At 54.6% G+C, this 20,904-nt stretch carries 13 protein-coding genes; 12 read left to right on the top strand and 1 reads right to left on the bottom strand.

Translation table 11 applies throughout. The features are described 5' to 3' along the window. Positions 1-93: 93 nt before the first annotated feature. The 10 genes from MKY86_RS00225 to MKY86_RS00270 all read left to right on the top strand — a co-directional run bounded on the left by MKY86_RS00225 (position 94) and on the right by MKY86_RS00270 (position 11,092). Positions 94-1,419, top strand: coding sequence for a TerD family protein (locus MKY86_RS00225; protein ID WP_076085952.1), 1,326 nt, complete (start codon positions 94-96; stop codon positions 1,417-1,419). A 27-nt stretch (positions 1,420-1,446) separates the two neighbouring features. Next, a complete protein-coding gene (locus MKY86_RS00230; RefSeq protein ID WP_036723548.1) occupies positions 1,447-2,190 on the top strand; it encodes a TerC family protein in 744 nt (247 codons plus the stop codon). A 233-nt stretch (positions 2,191-2,423) separates the two neighbouring features. Beyond that, a complete protein-coding gene (locus MKY86_RS00235; protein ID WP_051477877.1) occupies positions 2,424-3,632 on the top strand; it encodes an HpcH/HpaI aldolase/citrate lyase family protein in 1,209 nt (402 codons plus the stop codon). 76 nt (positions 3,633-3,708) lie between these two features. Further along, entirely contained in the window at positions 3,709-5,001 is a 1,293-nt protein-coding gene (locus MKY86_RS00240) for a phosphoribosyltransferase family protein (protein WP_076085978.1), read from the top strand. Continuing rightward, the gene (locus MKY86_RS00245; protein ID WP_076085955.1) at positions 4,998-6,152 is read left to right on the top strand and encodes a cysteine protease StiP family protein; all 1,155 of its coding nucleotides are present in this window, start codon (positions 4,998-5,000) and stop codon (positions 6,150-6,152) included. Before MKY86_RS00240 ends, MKY86_RS00245 begins: the two co-directional genes overlap by 4 nt. Further along, a complete protein-coding gene (locus MKY86_RS00250) occupies positions 6,149-6,985 on the top strand; it encodes an HAD family hydrolase (RefSeq protein WP_076085958.1) in 837 nt (278 codons plus the stop codon). Before MKY86_RS00245 ends, MKY86_RS00250 begins: the two co-directional genes overlap by 4 nt. After that, complete coding sequence (locus MKY86_RS00255) at positions 6,982-8,037, top strand: ATP-grasp domain-containing protein (RefSeq protein WP_076085961.1); 1,056 nt, start codon at positions 6,982-6,984, stop codon at positions 8,035-8,037. Before MKY86_RS00250 ends, MKY86_RS00255 begins: the two co-directional genes overlap by 4 nt. 36 nt (positions 8,038-8,073) lie before the next feature. Continuing rightward, positions 8,074-8,790, top strand: a complete 717-nt coding sequence (locus MKY86_RS00260; RefSeq protein WP_076085964.1) for a hypothetical protein — start codon at positions 8,074-8,076, stop codon at positions 8,788-8,790. Positions 8,791-8,803: 13 nt separating this feature from the next. Continuing rightward, positions 8,804-9,898, top strand: a complete 1,095-nt coding sequence (locus MKY86_RS00265) for a toxic anion resistance protein (RefSeq protein ID WP_076085967.1) — start codon at positions 8,804-8,806, stop codon at positions 9,896-9,898. A 405-nt stretch (positions 9,899-10,303) separates the two neighbouring features. Further along, positions 10,304-11,092 (top strand): formate/nitrite transporter family protein, encoded by a 789-nt coding sequence (locus MKY86_RS00270; RefSeq protein WP_036723535.1) that lies wholly within the window; start codon positions 10,304-10,306, stop codon positions 11,090-11,092. A 156-nt stretch (positions 11,093-11,248) separates the two neighbouring features. Here MKY86_RS00270 and MKY86_RS00275 read toward each other — a convergent pair whose 3' ends face one another. Then, positions 11,249-15,646 (bottom strand): helix-turn-helix transcriptional regulator, encoded by a 4,398-nt coding sequence (locus tag MKY86_RS00275; protein ID WP_076085970.1) that lies wholly within the window; start codon positions 15,644-15,646, stop codon positions 11,249-11,251. 198 nt (positions 15,647-15,844) lie between these two features. Between MKY86_RS00275 and MKY86_RS00280 the strand changes: the two genes are divergently transcribed. Further along, entirely contained in the window at positions 15,845-16,015 is a 171-nt protein-coding gene (locus MKY86_RS00280) for a hypothetical protein (protein WP_340757501.1), read from the top strand. 336 nt (positions 16,016-16,351) lie between these two features. Next, positions 16,352-20,887 (top strand): invasin domain 3-containing protein, encoded by a 4,536-nt coding sequence (locus MKY86_RS00285; protein WP_340825560.1) that lies wholly within the window; start codon positions 16,352-16,354, stop codon positions 20,885-20,887. Positions 20,888-20,904 lie beyond the last annotated feature (17 nt).

Here is a 20,904-nt window from a genome sequence, read left to right on the forward strand (position 1 = left end):
AGCTTCAAAGGCGGGATCATCATCGATCCTGCCCTTTTTATACACAAAATCTGATAAGTTGCGCTCTTATCCATGTATAAAGGTGGCGTAAGAATGAATACAGAAGTAGTCAAAGGACAGAAAGCAGATCTGACCAAAGGGAACCCGGGGCTCCGCAGCATTACGGTTGAGATCGGGTGGAAAGCTCCGTCTTCCATGGATATTGATGCTTCCGCATTCCTGCTTGGAGCTGGCGGTAAAGTCGGCAGTGACGACGATCTGATCTTCTACAATAACCCGTCTACTCCATATATCACTTATAAGGATGTGCCGGGTACGGCTTCGGGCGGACTGAAGCAGTTCGAGGTCTCGCTGGAGCGGATTCCGGCAAACATAGTGAAGATTGCCTTCACGCTTACTCTGTATGACGGAGAAAACCGCAAGCAGATGTTCGGACAAATGAGTGAAGCGGAGTGCCGGATCGTGAATCAGGCGACAGGTGCGCAGCTTCTGCGGTGTAACCTTGGAAATCAGTTCTCTGTGGAAACGGCTGTTGTAGTTGGAGAATTATATAGACATGGTGAAGAATGGAAATACAGTGCGATTGTTGCGGGCTTCTCGGGCGGGCTTAAGGCGCTCTGCGGCAACTATGGCATAGAAGTAGAGGACGAGCCTGCGCCGGCACCGAAGCCGCCTGAACAGACGCCTCCGCCGGGACGCCCGCCGCTTCAAGTGCCGCCGCCCCGCGCAGAGTCATCCAGACCGAATATTGTGATTCCGCCACCGCCTGCACCGGCACCCCCTAAGCAGGAGGCTGCTCCCGCACCGGCGCTGAATCTCAATCTGAAGAAGATTGAGCTGAAGAAGAAGGGCGATTCGATTAACCTGAAGAAATCCGCCTCCGGTCTGGGTGAGCTGCTCATTAACCTGAACTGGAACCAGAAGCAGGGCGGAGGGCTGTTCAGCCGTAACAAGGGCGGGGTAGATCTCGACTTGGCCTGTCTGTATGAGCTGAAGAATGGCAGCAAAGGTGTGGTGCAGGCACTGGGCAATGCGTTCGGCAACCTCCAGCAGCCGCCGTACATCATGCTCGATGGAGATGATCGGACCGGCTCCGTAACATCTGGCGAGAATCTGCGTATAAACGGAAGTAAGGTCGCCCAGATTGAACGGATTCTGGTGTTTGCCTTTATTTACAAAGGAGTTACCAACTGGTCTGAAGCGGATGGAGTGGTTACCCTGAAGCAGGATGGAGGACCGGATATTATCGTTAATCTGGACGAGCATAACAACCGTAAAGGCATGTGCGCCATCGCGCTGATCCGGAATGTGGATAACGAGACCTTCAGTATTGAACGGCTCGTGCAATATTTCAGCGGTCACAGGGAGATGGATGAGGCTTATGGCTGGGGGCTTCGCTGGGTAGCGGGAAGCAAATAATTTGATATTACCGGAGGCGCAAGTGGAATGGACTGGTTCAGTGATTTTTTTAGGAGTATCGGTGAGAATTACGGGCATTTCTTCTCATGGAGTGATATTGCAGGAACGCTCTCCGACCCTGTCAGCTGGGGGATAATCGGAAGCCTGATTCTGCTGGAGGGTCTGCTGTCCGCTGATAACGCGCTTGTACTGGCGGTCATGGTTAAGCACCTGCCGAAGGAGCAGCAGCGTAAGGCGTTGTTCTACGGTATTATCGGTGCTTATGTATTCAGATTCCTGGCGATTGGGCTGGGGACCTATCTCGTCAAATTCACGCTGGTGAAGGTGCTTGGAGCCTTGTATCTCTTCTACATTGCCTACAAAGGGTTGTTCAAGGGCAGCGGAGAAGAGGGAGAGATTAAGAATAAAGGCGCCTCCTTCTGGAAGACGGTACTCCTCGTTGAATTAATGGATATTGCCTTCAGTATTGACAGCGTGGTAGCTGCGTTTGGTCTTAGCAGTGAAGTATGGGTACTCTTCCTGGGCGGTATTCTCGGCGTACTGATGATGCGCGGAGTGGCACAGGTGTTCCTCAAGCTGATTGCCAGATATCCTGAATTGGAACAGACAGCATTCCTGCTTATTGCACTGATTGCCGGTAAAATGCTTGCCGGAGCCTTCGGCTATGAATTGCCGCATGTAATTTTCTTCGGTATTCTAATTGCGGTGTTTGCAGGTACTATCGTGTACAGCGCAAGCAAACGCAAGAAGGCTGAGAACCACAAGGCCTGATGGTTGTGCGTGCTTCATCTCTTTATCCTTTATAGCTGTGCAGGAAGGCGCGGGGTTCACGGGAAGGGTGGACTCCGGCACGCCTTTCGGGTAATCGTAACAGGTTTATAGCATGGCCTTTGCTTGGGTTCTAAGCAAGCCGGATACCGTCCCCGAGAGGACGGCATAGCTGGTTCTGCTCGCAGCCAAAGGCCATTTGGATTGTGCTGGCACAACATTAAGGGGGAAGGGCCTTGAGATATTTCGATTACCTCACACAAGAACAGGAAGCCTCATTATTCCATGTTCCGCCGGTTTCATTTGATCATACTACCCGCAAGGATTTACTGGCTTATGCCGTCGGAGCAGCCCTTTATATGCCGGCCACCCGTGCCAGTGTTGCCGAAGATATTATTAAGCTGAGAGCCTCGGGGCTTATCACGGTAATCATAGATTTGGAGGATGCCATCGGGGACGGTGAAGTGGATTATGCCGAAGAATCCATCGTCAGGCATCTGGCATTTCTGTCCGCTTATGCGGAGAATGAGCCGGACCAGCGCGGCAGTCTTCCGCTGCTGTTCATCCGCGTACGTAACCCTGCACAGCTGCGGGATCTGATCTTTCGGCTGGGATCATTAATCACCATGCTGACCGGCTTCGTCTTCCCCAAATTCTCCGTAGAGAACGGTACGGATTATTTCGAGGCCATTGCCGATTACAATGACACACGCAGCTATTCCGCTCCGGTGCTGTACGGGATGCCGATTCTGGAGAATGCACCGATCATCTACCGGGAGAGCCGGATGGATACTTTGCTTGGGGTCCGCGATCTGCTGGGGCAATACCGCGAGTATGTACTGAATGTCCGGATTGGAGCGACGGACTTCTCCAGTCTGTTCGGACTGCGGCGCAGCCCGGATATCAGTATTTATGACCTGACGCCGATCCGTGACTGCATGTCGGATATTATTAACGTCTTTGGCCGTGTGGAGGAAGGATACGTCATCTCTGGGCCTGTGTGGGAGTATTTTGCCAGCAAAGGACACCGGGTCCTCCGCCCGCAGCTGCGGGAGACGCCCTTCGAGGATACTTATGGCAAGCATGGCCGCGAGATGCGCAACAGCTTCATTTCAAGCTCGATGGACGGACTGATCCGGGAAGTAATTCTGGACAAGGAGAACGGTATTGTGGGCAAAACCATTATCCACCCCTCCCACCTCAGACCCGTGCAGGCGATGTATACCGTAATGCATGAAGAGTATGTGGATGCCTTAAGTATTGTAGACAGCAACGATGGCAGCCGCGGCGTGTTCAAGAGTGAATACTATAACAAAATGAATGAAATCAAGCCTCATTTGAACTGGGCCAGACGAATTTTATTACGATCTCAAATATACGGGGTGTTACATGAACAACAGCATTTTGTCGGATTACTACCCGAGAACGAATACACACACGTTTAATATCGTCGAGAATCTGCGGGTTACGGTAACAGAAACCTCGAATCCTTTTCATATGCCTGTGGATTCCTTGTTCTCCATGGCTGCACGAATCAATAAGAAGCGCTCCTTCCTGTTCGTCAGCAAAGTGCTTGGCAAGCATATTCCCGTAGGGCCCTATACCCCGCTGCTTAGCGGAGCGGCACTCGCCTTGCTCCTGTATCTGGAGATGAGCGCGGATACCGCTGACCGGGAGATGATGGAACCGCTGATGAACCAGGCCGTTCATGGCCTGATCCATCCTGAGTATGCGGAAGAAGCTTATCATGCGCTGCTTGCTGCGCGCCTGGCTCTGCCTGAGCCGGTTCTGTTTATCGGGTTCGCCGAAACCGCTACCGCCCTGGGCCACAGCATGTATAATGCATTCGCCGGCGGTGCGTCCTATATTCATACCACGCGTGAGCTGATTCCTGAGCTGGAATCGGTGGTGACCTTTGAAGAGGAGCATTCCCACGCCGTAGATCATCTCTGCTATGCCCTGAATGCCGGGCTGTTATCGGGGACAGAGCCGATTGTATTAGTGGATGACGAGATTACGACCGGTAATACGGCGATTAATACGATCCGGGACATCCAGTCCAAATTTCCGCGCAGGGAGTATGTAGTGGCTTCTCTCTTGGACTGGCGGAGTGAAGCTAATATCCAGGCGTACCGTGATCTGGAGCTGGAGCTGGGGATACGCATACAAGCTCTATCCCTGCTGCAAGGAAGCATCAAGGTTGAGGGGGTTCCGCTGCTGCAGCCTGCAGCCGGTAACGGAGCCGCTGCTACCACAGGCGCAGAGCTTGTAACTACTTATGCATTCGACGGCTTAGAGCGGCTTCCGGTAACCTCGGCGGATGGGCAGGGCGTTATCAATCCATCGCCTTATCTGAAGCACAGCGGCCGCTTCGGCCTGGAGTCTGCGGATAATGCGCGGATAGATGCAGGTGTAAGCCGCGTGGCCAGGCAGCTCCGGGGGCTGCGGGAAGGCGGACGTACCCTGGTGTTGGGCGTAGGCGAGTTCATGTATCTGCCGATGCGGATCGCTGCAGAGATGGGAGAGGGCGTGCTGTACCAGTCCTCAACCCGCAGTCCGATCCATCCCGAGCGGCGTGCGGATTACGGCGTGCACAGCGCCGCTGCCTATCCGTCCGCAGGCGACACGGAGATCACGAATTTCATCTATAATGTGGACCCCGGCCAGTATGACGATATCTTCGTCCTGCTGGAACGCGAGGTGCCCCGGCAGCGGATTGCACCGATGACGGATATTTTACAGAGGCTGGCGGGCAATAAGGTACATCTTGTTGTGCTCAGCCCAGAACCAGATACGGGAGGCTCAGGGCTATGAAGGGAATAGATATCGAAGCCATTCACAATAGAACAATATCCCCTCCGGTGGCACTGGGCAGCTATCCTGCTTCCGACGTTACCTTCCTGCTCAAGGATCTAAGCAATGTATCCCTGGAGCGGGGAACAGCCGAGCGGGAGGAAGCGATCCAGTCCGGCGTGCATTATTCGGAGATGCTTCCGGTGGAGTACCAGCCGACAGAGCAGTATATCGAATTGTTTCATGAGACGCTGCAGCAGACTGCGAAGAAGGTGGCGCTGGCTGTAGCTGTGGTGTCCGAGATGATTGTTGCCCGGCGGGGAACGGCGAATACCGTGCTGGTCTCCCTGGCGAGAGCGGGCACTCCGATCGGGGTATTGATCAAACGTTATATTCTTGAGAAATATGGAGCAGATCTTCCGCATTACAGCATCTCGATTATCCGCGGCAAGGGGATTGATGAGAATGCGGTGCTCTATATGCTGCAGCAGCATGGAAGGGATGCCGAACTGCAATTCATCGATGGCTGGACCGGTAAGGGGGCCATCCGGCAGGTGCTGATAGAGGCCTGTGAGAGTATGCATAAGAAATATGGCATTACGCTAAATGATGATCTGGCGGTACTTGCTGATCCCGGGCACTGCTCGGGAACCTACGGCACCCGGGAGGATTATCTGATTCCAAGCGCTTGCCTGAACTCCACGGTATCGGGCCTGATGAGCCGTACGGTGCTCCGCGATGATCTGATCGGGCCAGAGGAATTCCACGGGGCCAAATTCTACAAGGAATGGCTGGACAGTGATCTGTCCAACGTATTCGTTGAAGCGATTACCCCGTATTTCACGGAAGTAGCAGCAGAGGCATTTGCGCAGGCTGCGGAGATGCTGGAGCATCCGCCGGAGATTACCTGGCAGGGGCTGGCCGATATCCGCAGTATCCAGGATACCTTCGGCATAGATAATATCAATCTGGTGAAGCCCGGAGTGGGGGAGACGACACGTGTACTGCTGCGGAGAGTGCCCTGGAGAATCCTTGTCGACAGGCTGGACAATCCCAACCTGCGGCATATTCTGCTGCTGGCGGAGGACCGGGGCGTGCCGGTAGAGGTCTATCCCGGGCTGACCTACTCCTGCTGCGGCATCATCAAGCCGCTGAAAGGGGAGAGTGAATGATCTACGCCAGCGATCTGGACCGCACGCTGATCTACTCTCTTAGTGCGATAGGCGTTCCTGAGGATACCCCCGGTCTGGTTCCGGCAGAGGTCGTTGACGGCAGGACGGTATCGTATATCTCACAGCAGGCTCTGGCTACACTGATAGAACTGGTTGCGAAAATTGTCTTCATGCCGGTGACTACACGTACGATTGCCCAGTACCGGCGGATTAACCTGTTCCAGGAGACGGTCATTCCGGATTATGCTATCACCAGCAATGGCGGCAATATTCTTGTGAACGGGATAGTGGACCAGGATTGGCGGACGGCTGTCGGCAGAGCGGTGGAACGCGGCTCCGCTGCGGCGGAAGAAGCCGAAAGCATCGTGCGTGCTGTTGTTCAGGAAGAATGGATCATTAGCCGGCGGTATTGCGATGAGCTGTTCTTTACGTTCGTGGTTCACCGGGATTCGCTGCCGCTTGAGGAGATTGCCCGGATGTCTCAACGGCTGGGCGAGCTTGGCTGGAGAGTATCCCTGCAGGGGCGCAAGCTCTATATCGTGCCGGAGGCGGTGAACAAAAGCGATGCCATTCTTCATGTCCGCCGCACCGTGCATTCGGAGCCGATGGTCGCTTCAGGCGATTCCCTTCTGGACAAGAGCCTGCTCGCCGCCGCCGACTATGCCATAGCCCCCTGCCACGGAGAAATATTTGCCGAGCAGCAGGCGGGTTTAGTACACTTAGAGTATCCGTTTACTGAGCGGCCGGGGGTATTTGCCGCGGATGAGATTATGCAGTATGTTCACAGGATCTATACACATTCGACAGCATTGGGAGTTGGACCGCCACCATGAAAAAGGTAAATATATATTTCAACCGCTGGTTTTCTGTTGCCTATCACTATATGAATCTCATCCGGGGCAATGAAGACGGAATTCCGGTGCAAATCTTCGCCACCCACCCGGATATCCACCATATGTCGCTGCAAGGCGCCGATGTGGCCGGAACCGAGCCGGCGCTCGAAGGCATTGAATACGTGCAGTTCTGTGTTGATTTTTGCCGCCGGAACGAGATTGATATCTTCATCCCCCGGCTGCATATGCTCGATATCGCGCTGCATGCCTCGCTGTTCGATGAGATCGGGACGAAGGTGCTGGTCTGCCGTGATCTGGATCTGCTGGAGATGATCATGGACAAAGGCAAGTTCTATGAGAGCGTGAAGACCACCGGGATTATGACAATTCCTGATTATCATGTGGTTAGTAATGCGCAGCAGTTCAGGGAAGCTTATGAAGATCTCGCAGCCAAAGGACACAAGGTCTGCTTCAAGCCTACCGAGACGGAGGGCGGACTCGGATTCCGGATTATAGATAATGACCGCAGTCCCGTGGAGGAGCTGTTCGGCCACGTAACTCCGCTGATCTCCTTCGAGGAAGCTTACCGTATCCTTGATGAAGCCGGGAGCTTCCCTAACCTGATGGTGATGGAGCTGCTGGAGGGATATGAATATAGTATTGATTGCTTGTCGGATGAGAAGGGCAGGCTGCTGGCCGCAGTTCCCCGCCGTAAGGCAGGCGGCCGCCTGCGGTTGATGGAGTATATCCCGGAGCTTGCGGAGGTGGCCCGCAGGGTGGCTGAGACATACCGGATTCCGTTCAATTTCAATATCCAGATGAAATACAGCGGCGGCGTGCCCAAGCTGCTGGAGATCAATCCGCGGATGTCCGGCGGCCTGCATATCTCCTGTCTGTCTGGAATTAACTTCCCTTATCTGGCTGTCAAAAGCGCGCTCGGAGGCGAGGTTCTGCCTGCGTCGTTCGAGCATAATGTCCTGGCCAGCCATGTCGAGCAGCCGCTGATCATGAGAATAAACGGAGAATCCGTCATTACGGATTCCGTGAATTGAGCGTGTAGCATTCACGCTCATAAGAGGTGAGAAGGAATGCAAGCTAAATTCAAAGTACTGGCGTATGCCGGTGCCGGTTATGTCGTAGCCGTACTGACCAGCGGCTTCCTGCCTGAGCTGGTCTCGCTGCTGCTCCCGGTAATCGGGGCAGCACTTGCAGTGCCGGAGCTCAGGCGCACCAAAGTGAATCTCCCGGTAGAGGTGATTCCTGCCGGACAGGAGCCGCAGGCAATTCCGGCGGCATCCTCCGCCGCGCAGCAGGCTTCGTCTGCTGCCGCTGCCTCTCCTGCTGCTGCGGGACAGGCCACCCCGGCCCATTCGGGTGCCGGACACAGGGAGGACATACAGATCGGAGCGGAGTTCGCTCCGGTGGTGGAGTATCTGGGCATCCTGGAGGATATGATCATCTCCGAAGGGCAGAAGGATACGCTGGACAATGAAATTGTCGAGAAGTCGCTGGCGCTGTTCGCCAGGCTGCAGCGCGTCATTCCGCTGCTGCAGGAGCTGGGCAACGGCGAGATTAACCATACCGTCCGCAGGCTGGTGCTGAAGGACCTTAATGGAGTAATCAATCCGTTCCTGCGCCTGGGGGGCGAAGCCAAGACAAGAAACCGGAGAATGCTGCTGAACGGTCTGCGTGATGTCGATGCCAAAATTTCCGATATTGCGTCGACAATCGAGCACAAAGACCTGATGGAACTTCAGACCAAGGCGGAACTGATTCATCAGCGCTACAGCAGTTCCGAATTATAGGAGGAGGATAGCCATGTCCACGCAGTTAATTGAGCTTAGAAAAGAAGATGAGCAGAAGGTAGTCCAGGAGGCTTCCCAGTTAATTGAGCAGGTAGCCAAGACTGACACGGTGGCACTGGATTCCCTGATGGACGATATCGGGAAGCTTGGGGTGAAGACGCAGGAGAAGGCAGGCCAGACGCTGAAGCTGCTGGACCGCCCCGTCAATGACCTGATGAGCGGCAAGCGGGTGGAAGTGCCCAATATGATTATGAAGCTGCGGGGTGAGTGCGAGACCCTTCAGCAGAGCAAGAATGTCAGCTTCTTCGGCAAAATGCTGCGCAAAAGCCCGCTTAAGAATTATGTCTACAAATATCAGTCGGTCCGCACCAACATTGATGCCATTATCACCGGTCTGCGTGACGGCCGGGATACGCTGGAAGAGAGTATCGTTAACATGCGCCAGTTGAAGCGCACCTCCATGGAGGAGATCTATAACCTCCAGACCAAGATCGCCTTCGGCAATAAGCTGAAGGAGCTGTTCGAGGTTGAGATCGCCAAGCCCGAGAATGAATTCCGCAAAGCGTATCTGGAGCGGGGGCTGCGCAAGGTCATGGTGCGGATTCAGTCCATGACCGAGATGATTCTGCTCTACAATCAGGCGATTGCGGCAACGGATATCATCAATGACAATAATGACAAGCTGATCGATTCCGTAAACAACGCGATCGATAAGACCTCTAATCTGATCACCGTCTCGGCGATGATTGCCATGTCCCTGGCCGATCAGGAGAATGTCATCAATGCGGTCGAAGCCACCAACAAGACCATCGAGGACCAGTTCAAGGAGAATGCACGGCTGCTGCGCACGACGACCGAGAAGACAACGGAGCTGCTCTCCAAGCCGTCCATGTCGCTGGAAGCCGTGAATCAGGCTATTGGCGACTTGCTCAGCGCCCTGGATACCTCAGAGCAGTCCAACCGGCGGATCATCGAGAGCTGTCAGGATTATACGTCCAAAATGACCACCATCAACACCCAGCTGAACAACCGGCTCGGGCTGAATGAGGGTTCACAGCCGCAGGCGTTGAAGCAGGCGGAGAACGGCCTGAGCAGCTTTTTGAACTAAGAGTTTGATTCTGGGCCGGTAAAATAACTTGAATAATGCACCAAGCCTGCTGATATGGATTCGGCGGGCTTTTTTGTTGTGCACTCATTCATATTGTCTTCGCCCCCCACATACGTTGTCACTAAGGCGACCTGTGGAGAAAGAGGGGATAAGCGGGATGATTCTGGGATGCTTGATCGTGGTGCTTATCGTCGTAGCCAGCAGTGAGAAGGCGGAGGCGATTGCCAGCCTGAATGATCGGGAGGATAACAGCCTGTAACAAGGGTGCGGGGAGTGTGCGGATTCATAAATTATTGATGCTCTGTGATTCAAGCAATTTCCAGTGGTTTATTGGGTATAATAGCTGGAGGCTGTACATCAGTCTTCCGGCACCACTGAAAATATAAAGTGAATACGGAGGGTCAAATGGAGAACGAGGCACTGCTGCAGGTAGAGAAGCTTGCACTTAAGAAACAGAAGATCTTCCGGCAAAGCGTATGGCGGTACATTGCCAGGGCCATGCTCGCCAGCATGTTTATCGGATTCGGCGTGATCGTAGCCTTTAAGACCGGCAACTTCTTCTATATGGAACAATCGCCGATGACCTATCCGATGGCTGCGATCACCTTCGGCGCAGCCATCATCCTGATTTCCTACGGTGGAGGAGATTTATTTACCGGGGACACTTTTTATTACACCTATGCGGCACTGAGGCGCAAGCTGGCATGGACTGAGGTTGTGCGGATGTGGGTCGTCAGCTACCTGGGCAACATTCTTGGGGCTACGGCGTTTGCGCTGCTTATTTTTCTGACCGGATTGTTCTATGATTCCTCTGTCAACGGGTTCCTGCTTAATGTGGTGGCCCATAAGATGGAAGCACCGGCGATGCAGCTGTTCTTCCGGGCGATTCTCTGTAACTGGCTCGTCTGTCTGGCCTTCTTCGTCCCGATGTCAATGAAGAACGACGGTGCCAAAATGTTCGCCATGGTCCTGTTCGTGTTCTGCTTCTTCATCTCGGGGTACGAGCATAGTATTGCCAACATGTGTACCTTCGCGATTGCTCTCGTCCTGGACCACCCTGGTACGATCTCCTGGGGAGGCGTGGTGCATAATCTCGTCCCGGTCACATTAGGCAATCTGATCGGTGGCGGCGTGCTAATGGGCGTGATGTATTACTATGTGAACAAGCCGTTTCTGGAGGATGAGTCTCACTGAACGGCAATAACACGACACAACAGCGATTCTCCGGTTACCGGGGGATCGCTGTTGTGCGTCCGCAGCTCGGAATTAGGGAACTGGGGGATATTATAGTGAGCTGTCAGATATGTTCCAGTATAAGGGGCATACTTGGCAGCAGGGAGAGCTGGAGCGCTACCCTAGCAGCTTCAGCTCCTGGGCCTGGGCGATAGCTTTGGTGCGGCGGTTGACCTTGAGCTTGGCAAAAATATTCTTGACATGCACTTTAACGGTACTTATGGCGATGATCAGCTGGTCGGCAATTTCTTTGTTCGATAATCCTGCTGCCAGCAAGGTAAGAACCTCCAATTCACGCTCTGTGAGCGGTTCATCCAGCAGGGCAGGCAGGGGCAGCAGCGCCTCGGTCTGCTCTATTTGTGAACCCGGAGTCTCGCCCGAACTCTGCAGCACACACATAAGCAGGGCGCGGGAGGCCAGTGCCAGCAGAACCGCCTTATGTTCATCCGCGAAGATGCCGCTGGTCAGCTTGTTCTCCAGGTAGAGGACGCCAAGCATCATACCGTGTACCGTTACGGGAATACACAAGGCAGAACCGGGCCGGTGGTAGGCCATGTAGGGGTTATGAATCAACCAGCTGTCGCTTCCGCCGGTATAATGCACCTCCTCCTGTGTACGGTACACATACCGAATAATCCCTTCCGGCAAAAGAATGCTGTCTGTCATTTCGGCAGGTGACGAGACCGCAGGGTTCTCAGAATCCGCATAGGTTTGAATGTACAGGGTATCCTGATTGCCTGTCAGCAGTGAGCCTTTGCTTGCCCCGGCATATTTCATCAGCGTACTCATCATCTCTCTGAGCACAGTGTCTATATCCAGCGGATTTGTGATGGCCTGGGAGGTTTGAAGGATTGCAGCCAAATCCATCGGTTCCACAGCATGCGCCTCTTTCTGGACTGAATGTAAGGGTTCTGCGCTCTGACGGGGATTTCCCTGGCTAATGGCTGTCGATGCAGGGACAGGTGCCGGATCGACTGCAGCCTGCCATTGGAGGCGCAGCTCTTCTATCTGGGACACCTTGATCAGCACCTCCCAGTCGCTGTAGCCCCCGGCAGCCGTCTCTAAATAGAACAACGCCGTGGTGCTTTTGCCGCAACTCCAGTAATATCTGGCAGCCAGTTCACCGGTAAGAGCGGTGATCTGCACCTCCTCATATTCCCTGGCCTCGCGGATCGCACGGTCATACATCTCCTCAGCTCTTGGAAGCTGCCCGGATACCCGGGCGAATTCGGCTTGCAGCAGATCATATCTGGACTGGAAATTGACCGGACTGGCCAATGACCATTGTCTGAAGCGGCGCAGAATGCGCCGCAGACGGCGGTGTTCAGGTGCAGATTTGCGCCAGTGTACAGGCATGGACATCAGAGAGAGAGCTTCGTACATCAAGCATTCAGGCAAATGGGGCAAATGGGTGGCATACGCCTCATGTACACGAGCCTTTCTCGCCCACTGTAGCGCCTGATCGTAACGGCCCAGCAGCCAGCATAGCTGCGTTTTGTAGGTACAGTATTGAAATAAAGTGGTGGACGAGGTCTCTTCCCTACGGATTTCCTCCAAAAACAGCTCTTCCCTGAAGCCAGCTCCGCTGAAGGAATCGGGTTCAGCCGACCGGCCTTGCAGTGCCAGAATCCATTGCTGGAACAGCTGAATGTTCTTCTTCACGAACTCGTCTTTGGTGGTATCAAGCACTACGGCATACTCGGCCAGTGTCCGCGCGAATTCCCCCAGCGGTGCTCTTGAGTACAAGGCGTTGATATGCGCGCCTATGGCATAGCTGGCAAACACATAATCCCCCGCATCCAGGCCATGGCGCAGCGCTTTCGCCAGATAGGCCTCCCCTTCACGTGAATTTCCGGCAAATTGGCACAGAACGCCGCCAAATACGGTGTAGGTCTTGCTTTTAATGGAAGGAATATTATAACGATCCGAGAGCTCCAGCCCTACCTCGCCGATATTATAACCTTTGCGGGCTTTGCCCGGTGTATTGCCCAGAATCATACCATATGCCGAGTAGACGGCTGCAGAAGCAGGCGTGTTCCCGTATGTGAGCGAGAGCTGGATGGCACGGCACACCAACAGGAAATACACCTTCTTGTTGGTGAAAAAGGTTGAAGGCACCACGGCAAAAAGCAGATTCATAGCAGCAATCCGTTCAGGGTCCGACATTTCCTTCAAATGCGCGAGGCGGTCATACCGGCCGTTCAGCAGGAGCTCAAGCTTCATACTCTCCATCAACAGCATGACTTTGCCGGGCCGGGGAGAGATCATAATGCGATGCTCCCGCAGACTGCTGAGTCCAAGCGCAGTGCCTTCCAGATATCTGCCCTGGTTGATGTACTGCATGATCCGGATTAACTGAATCCGGCTGCGTTCAACCGGATTGCGGGCATGCTGCAGCAGAGCATCAAGCTCCAGTTCGGATTGTCTGATATTTCCGCATAAATATTCGCATTCTGCTTTATGTATATACAATTCGAAACAAAGGTCGAACTCGTTCTCCCAATCCTTTGCCGGCAGCAGCTCCAGTCCTTGGGCGAAATACTCCAGCGCGATGTCGTAAGCGGAGGAGGTTTTGGCCCTTATTCCCGCCTCCAGATTGAGGCGCACCAGCTGCAAGATCTCTCGCGGGTCTGTTATTCCCGCCGAGCCCAGGTTCAGCTGATTGACTGCATCAAAGGCATGCGCTATCCAGGCGCCGTCTCTTTCAAGCAGGAACCTGCCAATCCTGAGATGGAGGTTATGCCTTGCCTCATCGTCTATTCTGCTATAGATCAGCTTCTGAATATTGTCGTGGGCAAACCGGAATTGGCCGTCGCCGCACGAAATCATCATGCCTTCGGCTTCAAGGATCGACCAGGCGTCGCTGCGCTCAGAGTGGGTCTGCCCGGCGATATGCACAATATCCTGCGCTTGAAGCACACTTCCGATACAGGCGGCAATGGCGAGCAACTGCCGCGCATCCTCTGGGAGACGGTGCAGTCTATGCTCCAGCAGATCCTTGACGGCATAGCTGGGAGTCTGCTCTATAATCTGTCCCAGATTCCATTGCCAGCGACGCTGCTCGGGACTGTAGCGCAGAATGCTGTCATCTTGAAGCCGGCGGAGGATTTGCTTGAAATGAAATGGATTGCCTCCTGAAGAGGGATACAACAGTTCGGTCAAAGCAAGTGCTGTATCGGCCGGACTGTTCAAGGCTTCCATCACAATCGGATTCATCTGCGCAAGGCTCAGCGGAGCCAGATGAAGGTGATGAACAAGTGCCTGATCGGTGACCGTGCCATCCGGTTCATATCCTGGGAGCCTGCCAAGGTCCGTCTCGTTATGCCGGTAGGCACAGACGAACATCAGATACTGGCATTCCGGATCACACAACAATTCATGGATCAGCTGAAGCGAAGAGTCATTCGCCCATTGCAGATCATCAATAAACAGAACGAGCGGATGCTCGCTGGAAGCCAGGGCCTGCACAAACTTGCGGAAGACATAGATAAACCGTTTCTTGGATTCACTGGCCGGCAGTGTCTCGGCCTCCGGCAAGTCCCCCAATATCCGTGCAGCTTCCGGTATCATCGCAGTAATGATGTGGGCACTTGAGCCCAAGGCATTCCGCAGCCGCTCCGCCCAGAATTCGGACGTGTCCCTGCGCTCTCCCAGCAGATGCCGCAGAAGTCCGCGAAAGGCCTGGATAATCGGGTGATAGGGACTTTGACTGGAGATTTGCTCGAACTTACCGGTGATATAAAAGAACTGCCGGGCATGCTGCTGGTTTTGGAACATTTGCTCCATCAGGCTGGTTTTGCCGATTCCGGCTTCTCCGGATATGTACACCATTTCCGTGGAGCCGAGACAAGCGGAATAGAAGGCTTGCGTCAGAGTAGCAAGCTCATGCGTTCTCCCGTGATAACGTGTTTGTGTAAGGATTCTGTCCTGGACTAGTCCAAGGGTATCCAGGTCCGAGATCAGCACATGAGTACTCGGATAGCGCTTATCCGGATTCTTGCTGAGCAGCTTCATGATGATGGATTCCAGCCCCTCAGGCAGATCGGCTCTTGTATGTGCAAGGGGGGGAGGACTTTGGGCCAAGTGCATATATACCCATTCGAGTGAATCTTCAGCCTGAAAAGGAAGTCTGCCTGCAAGCATTTCATAGAAAATAATCCCTAACGAATAGAGGTCACTGCGCTCGTCTATCGTTCTGTGCATCCTGCCGGTGTTCTCCGGTGAGCAATAAGGCAGACCGGCTGCAGGGAGGCTGTAGCCGGGAGGATGGATATACCCTTCTGGCGAGCGGGACACGGCAGAGCCGGAAGCTGTTATTTCAACCGTTTGCTCATCGGAGTATACAACAATATGTTCCGGCCGCAGATCAAGATGGAGAAGCTGCTCCTGATGCAGCTTCCCGGCCTCGGCGGCAATAGCCCGGGCCAGGTGCAGAAACAGCTCCGGCTCCAGGCAGGGCTGCCCGTTCATCAATGCCCTGAGCGTAATTTCTTGGGTATACTGAACTTCTTCCATTTTATTAACACCCCTACTGTATGCGTACTGGTGATTTCTATCCTATATTCTAGAGGATACTCCTTTATAGGTATAGAGAATTTGAAGCATTTGCTCTATCTTGAAATTGAAGAAATATAGGTCTGCGGCTTACTAGACGGCGGAACAGGTTCTTCTTGTTCGCTGCATCAAACTTAAGGAGGTAGAGGTACACATTAAATGGAGAACGCACTCATCGCTTTTGTAAGTATATTAATTCTCGGAATCGTCGTCTTTGTCAAGATCTGGTGGGAAGGTACCGGAACGAGTCTACGGTTCACCAAATGGTATTTTGGCTTTTTTACTTTGGTGGCCGCAGGGGTTGGAATGTACACGTATTTCGTGGGCTAATGAGTTCATTACATAATGCAGGAATTCAAATGGGGGATTGAGATGAAAGTCTGGAACAGAGGGAAACGGTGGATGGCTATCCTTCTGACCGTAGTGATGGTTGCGGGAGGAGTGCCATATAGAGAGGCTAGCGCTGAAAGTACAGCGGTCCTGGATCAAGAGCAGAGTGCAACAACCGGAAACATCTGGGTGAATTCTGATAATTCTAGGTACCAGACCTTTACACCGGCAATAACAGGGAACCTTAGCAGGATCGCGCTCAACATCTTTGACAGCAGAGGCGCACTTGGATCCATTAATGTAAAAATTTATAAGGAAGGAGATCTTTCTACACCCTTGGCGACAGGGCGACTCGTGACTGACAGTGCATCGGGTTGGACGGCTATTGACTTCTCTGCAGCAGATCCTTATTTGCAAAAGGATAAAATGTATCGGATGGTAGTAACCACGGATGTCGGAGGTTTAGAAGCTGGCATTGGGTGGTATTCAAGCAGCGGCAATCCATATCCCCGGGGATCCTCCCCGGCAACTAATTATGATTTTTCGTTCCGGACATACATGGTTGCGGATTATTCGGTATCTCCGGGCAACAGTCAGATTTTCAGTACGCATTCCAGTCTTGTAGCCGACGGCAGCAACCAGACGATGGTAACGGTGAGGCTGTGGGATGCGCAGGGCAACGCGCTGACCAGCGGCGGAGCGGCGGTAACAATCAGCGCGACGGCGGGAACGGTTGGCGTGGTGACGGACAACCGGGACGGTACGTATAGCGCGAAGCTAACGGCGCCGACGAGCGCAGGCAGCGGGGTGGTGAGCGCGAGCGTAAATGGCGCGGCGCTAACAACAAGTGTAACGGTAGCATTCGTACCGGGAGAACCATTCCTTGCGAAGAGCACGATAGAGGTAGCGGACACAGTACTGACCGCCGACGGCAGCAGCCAGACGACGGTGACGGTGAAGCTGCGGGACGCGCAGGGTAATCTGCTGACGCAAGGCTATGAGGTAGTAGGTTTCGACACGACGAAGGGAAGTATTAGTGGGCCGAGGAACAATCAGGACGGCACGTATTACGCGATATTGACGGCGCCGACGAGTGTAGGCAGCGGGGTGATAAGTGCCAAAGTGCTTGGGAGACCGATACTCTTGAAGGTGGATGTACAGTTTGTACCTGGGCCTGCATCCCCGGCGAAAAGCACGCTGGAGGTGACGGACACTGCGTTGACCGCCGACGGGAGCAGCCAGACGACGGTGACGGTGAAGCTGCGGGACGCGCAGGGCAACGCGCTGACGAGCGGCGGCGCGGCGGTAGCGATTAGCGCGACAGCGGGAACGGTGGGTCCCGTGACGGACAACCGGGGCGGCACGTATAGCGCGACCTTGACGGCGCCGGCAAGCACAGGCAGCGGGGTGGTGAGCGCGAGCGTAAATGGCGTTGCGTTAACGACAAGTGCAACGGTAGTGTTCGTACCGGGCGTAGCCTCCGCAGCGAAGAGCACGCTTGAGGTAGCGGACACTGTATTGACCGCTGACGGCAGCAGCCAGACGACGGTGACAGTGAAGCTTCGGGACGCGCAGGGTAATGCGCTGACGAGCGGCGGCGCGGCGGTAGCGATTAGCGCGACAGCGGGAACGGTGGGTCCCGTGACGGACAACCAGGACGGCACGTATAGCGCGAAGCTAACAGCGCCGGCGAGCGCAGGCAGCGGGGTGGTAAGCGCGAGCGTAGGTGGCGCAGAGCTGCCCAGAAGTGCAAAGGTAGCGTTCGTACCGGGCGCAGCCTTCGCAGGGAAGAGCACGCTGGAGGTGATGGACACGACGCTGACTGCCGACGGCAGCAGCCAGACGACGGTGACGATGAAGCTGCGGGACGCGCAGGGCAACGCGCTGACGAGCGGCGGCGCAGTGGTAATAATTAGCGCGACGTCGGGAACGGTTGGTCCCGTGACGGACAACCAGGACGGCACGTATAGCGCGAAGCTGACGGCGCCGGCAAGCGTGGACAGTGCAGTGGTGAGCGCGAGCGTAGCTGGCGCAGAACTGCCTAAAAGTGCAACAGTAACGTTCGTGCCGGGCGCAGCCTCCGCAGCGAAGAGCACGCTGGAGGTGGCGGACACCACGCTAACCGCCGATGGCAGCAGCCAGACGACGGTGACAGTGAAGCTGCGGGACGCGCAGGGCAACGCGCTGAGGAGCGGCGGAGCAGCAGTAGCGGTTAGCGCGACGTCGGGAACGGTTGGTCCCGTGACGGACAACCAGGACGGCACGTATAGCGCGAAGCTGACGGCGCCGGCAAGCGTGGGCAGTGCAGTGGTGAGCGCGAGCGTAGCTGGCGCAGAGCTGCCGACAAGTGCAACGGTAGCGTTCGTACCGGGCGCAGCCTCCGCAGCGAAGAGCACACTGGAAGTGACGGACACCACGCTGACTGCCGACGGCAGCAGCCAGACGACGGTGACGATGAAGCTGCGGGACGCGCAGGGCAACGCGCTGACGAACGGCGGCGTGGCGGTAGCGATTAGCGCGACCTCGGGAACGGTTGGTCCGGTGACGGACAACCAGGACGGCACGTATAGCGCGAAGCTAACAGCGCCAACGAGCGTGGGGAGCGGGGTGGTGAGCGCCAGTGTGGAAGGGACCATGCTTGACGCTACAGCTTCCGTCCAGTTCACATCCGGGGAGTTCAGTACGCTTCACTCTACAGTTACCGCCAGTGATCTGGTGGTACGGGCAGACGGACAGAGCTCAGCTGAGATCATCGTGCGATTGCAGGATGACTATGAACACCCGATTGCCGGGAAGCGGCTCATGCTTGAGGCGAACAGCGGGCAGTCTGTGATTCAGAATGTATATGGCACGACGGATGCCGAGGGCCTTACTGCTTTTTCAGTAAGTAACACAGCCGCCGAGAAGGTTACTTATATGGTCAAAGAAGAAGCTAGTGGCCTGGCGCTGCTTCAGACGGTGAGCATCAGCTTTACGTATGATCAGCCGCCGCGCATTATACTGGAGGCTGACCCTCCTAGCGCAACTTACGGAAGTGTAAAAGTTACCGTATCAGCGTCTGTGTATGGTGAGTTCAACCAAATCTCTGCGGTGAAGTGGGCCGCAGGCAGTAGAGATATCGCCTATTTCGCTGCAGCAGGTACAGAGATCACTGATCATTTTGCCGTGCAAGAGAATGGAGTTTATTCCGTATACGTGGCAGACGTGGCGGGGAACGCGAATGTCAGCAATATTGAGATCAGCAACATTGTCCCTCTGAGCAGTAACGCAGACTTAATAGCCTGGGAGCTCACAGGTTTGGGAGGGCAAGTCGGATTTGATTTTAAGCCGGGGGTAGCAAACTATACGGTAAAAGCAGATCACGCTGTATATGCATTGAAGATGCGGATTACTGCTGCAGAGGAGCTGTCGGCCCTTCAAGTAAACGGATCGCAGATCAGCCCTAACTTGACCACCGGGGAATACCCGCTTGCAATCGGTGAGAACCGGTTTGAGGTAACAGTCACAGCGCAAGACTATACTATCCGCACATACATCCTGACTGTGATTCGTTCAGCTGCGCCAGCAGAGCCGGCTGTCGATTCAGGCACAAACCATTCGTCATCGCCTGCGGTTACTCCAAGTCAGCCGCCGCAGAACCGTTCAATAATGATTTGGATTAATGATAAAGGGGTATCTGGAATGGCTTCATTTGAAATGAGTGCGGACAAAATAAAGGCGATTGCTGTACGGATAGATACAGGCTCACTCAAGAACGTTCTGGATTCGCTGTCCCTTAAGCCGGAGGAGGCTCTTACGATTGCCATTGAAGAAGAGGCGGACAAGCTGACGCTTCGGCTACCGGGCAGTGCGATTTCGTTCATGGACAAGCAGGTAGGGGCAATTACACTGAAGACCCGGAACGGGCAGTACCGTTTGCCTTTGGCTGAAATCGTACATCAGCTGCCGGACTTCACAGACGAGACCGAGGTTCAAATTACAATCGAGCGCGGGGACAGTGAAGCGCTTGCCGGATTGCAGGAAGCGGCCGATCAGGGCGGGTTCCAGCTGGTTGCGGCCCCGATATATTTCGAAGTGCATGTGGTGCGTCAGGGGGTCAGGCAAGAGATTTCCAGCTTCAACCATTACGTGGAACGGGTCATCTACTTGCCCAAGGATGTCCTGGCAGCATCCACTGTCATGGTCTGGGATCAAAAGCTGGGTGCGCGTCCGGTATCTACAGCATTCGTCGAAGTGGACTGGCGGCGGGCGGCGGTGATTCACAGCCTTACGAACAGCGCGTATATACTGGTCGCTAAGACACCGGCATTTATAGATTTGGAGGGTCACTGGGCTGCAAAAGAAATCAGCAACATGAACAGCAGAATGATCGTTCAGGGGATAGACGGAACAAGGTTCGCCCCCGAGGCGGCGATTACGCGGGCCGAGCTTGCTGCACTGCTTGCCAGAGCGCTGGGTCTGCCGGAAGCCGAAGGTCATCTGGGTTTCCGCGATGTAGCAGAGTCCGGCTGGTACAGCGGAGCCGTAGAATCTGTCCAGGCATATGGAATTATGGATGGCTTCGCCGACGGGACCTTTAAACCGCATCAAGCGGTAACACGGCAAGAAGCGATCGTTACGATAATCCGGGCCTTGCAGATGACCAATGCGGCCTCGGTTACAGATTCTGCGGGGAAGACTGTCGATTTGTCAGTCTACGTGGACAGCGGTGAAATTGGGAGCTGGGCTGATGAGGCGATCCGTATAGCTATTGCAGGGGGACTAGTGCAAGGGTATGAAGACGAGCTTCGTCCAGGCAAGGCCTTAACCCGTGCAGAGACAGCTGTGTTATTGTACCGTATGCTGATTCATGCGCGGCTGATCAATGGCTGAGTCCTGTCTCATGGGGA

The organism is Paenibacillus sp. FSL R7-0333 (assembly GCF_038000365.1).
Taxonomy (GTDB): Bacteria; Bacillota; Bacilli; order Paenibacillales; family Paenibacillaceae; genus Paenibacillus_AQ; species Paenibacillus_AQ silagei.

Excerpts from the sequence above, each read along its gene's own strand:
- MKY86_RS00255 (WP_076085961.1), top strand. The coding sequence starts at position 6,982 with ATGAAAAAGGTAAATATATATTTCAACCGCTGGTTTTCTGTTGCCTAT.
- MKY86_RS00225 (WP_076085952.1), top strand. The coding sequence starts at position 94 with ATGAATACAGAAGTAGTCAAAGGACAGAAAGCAGATCTGACCAAAGGG.
- MKY86_RS00240 (WP_076085978.1), top strand. The coding sequence starts at position 3,709 with ATGGCTGCACGAATCAATAAGAAGCGCTCCTTCCTGTTCGTCAGCAAA.
- MKY86_RS00270 (WP_036723535.1), top strand. The coding sequence starts at position 10,304 with ATGGAGAACGAGGCACTGCTGCAGGTAGAGAAGCTTGCACTTAAGAAA.
- MKY86_RS00265 (WP_076085967.1), top strand. The coding sequence starts at position 8,804 with ATGTCCACGCAGTTAATTGAGCTTAGAAAAGAAGATGAGCAGAAGGTA.
- MKY86_RS00260 (WP_076085964.1), top strand. The coding sequence starts at position 8,074 with ATGCAAGCTAAATTCAAAGTACTGGCGTATGCCGGTGCCGGTTATGTC.
- MKY86_RS00275 (WP_076085970.1), bottom strand. The coding sequence starts at position 15,646 with ATGGAAGAAGTTCAGTATACCCAAGAAATTACGCTCAGGGCATTGATG.
- MKY86_RS00250 (WP_076085958.1), top strand. The coding sequence starts at position 6,149 with ATGATCTACGCCAGCGATCTGGACCGCACGCTGATCTACTCTCTTAGT.
- MKY86_RS00245 (WP_076085955.1), top strand. The coding sequence starts at position 4,998 with ATGAAGGGAATAGATATCGAAGCCATTCACAATAGAACAATATCCCCT.
- MKY86_RS00280 (WP_340757501.1), top strand. The coding sequence starts at position 15,845 with ATGGAGAACGCACTCATCGCTTTTGTAAGTATATTAATTCTCGGAATC.
- MKY86_RS00230 (WP_036723548.1), top strand. The coding sequence starts at position 1,447 with ATGGACTGGTTCAGTGATTTTTTTAGGAGTATCGGTGAGAATTACGGG.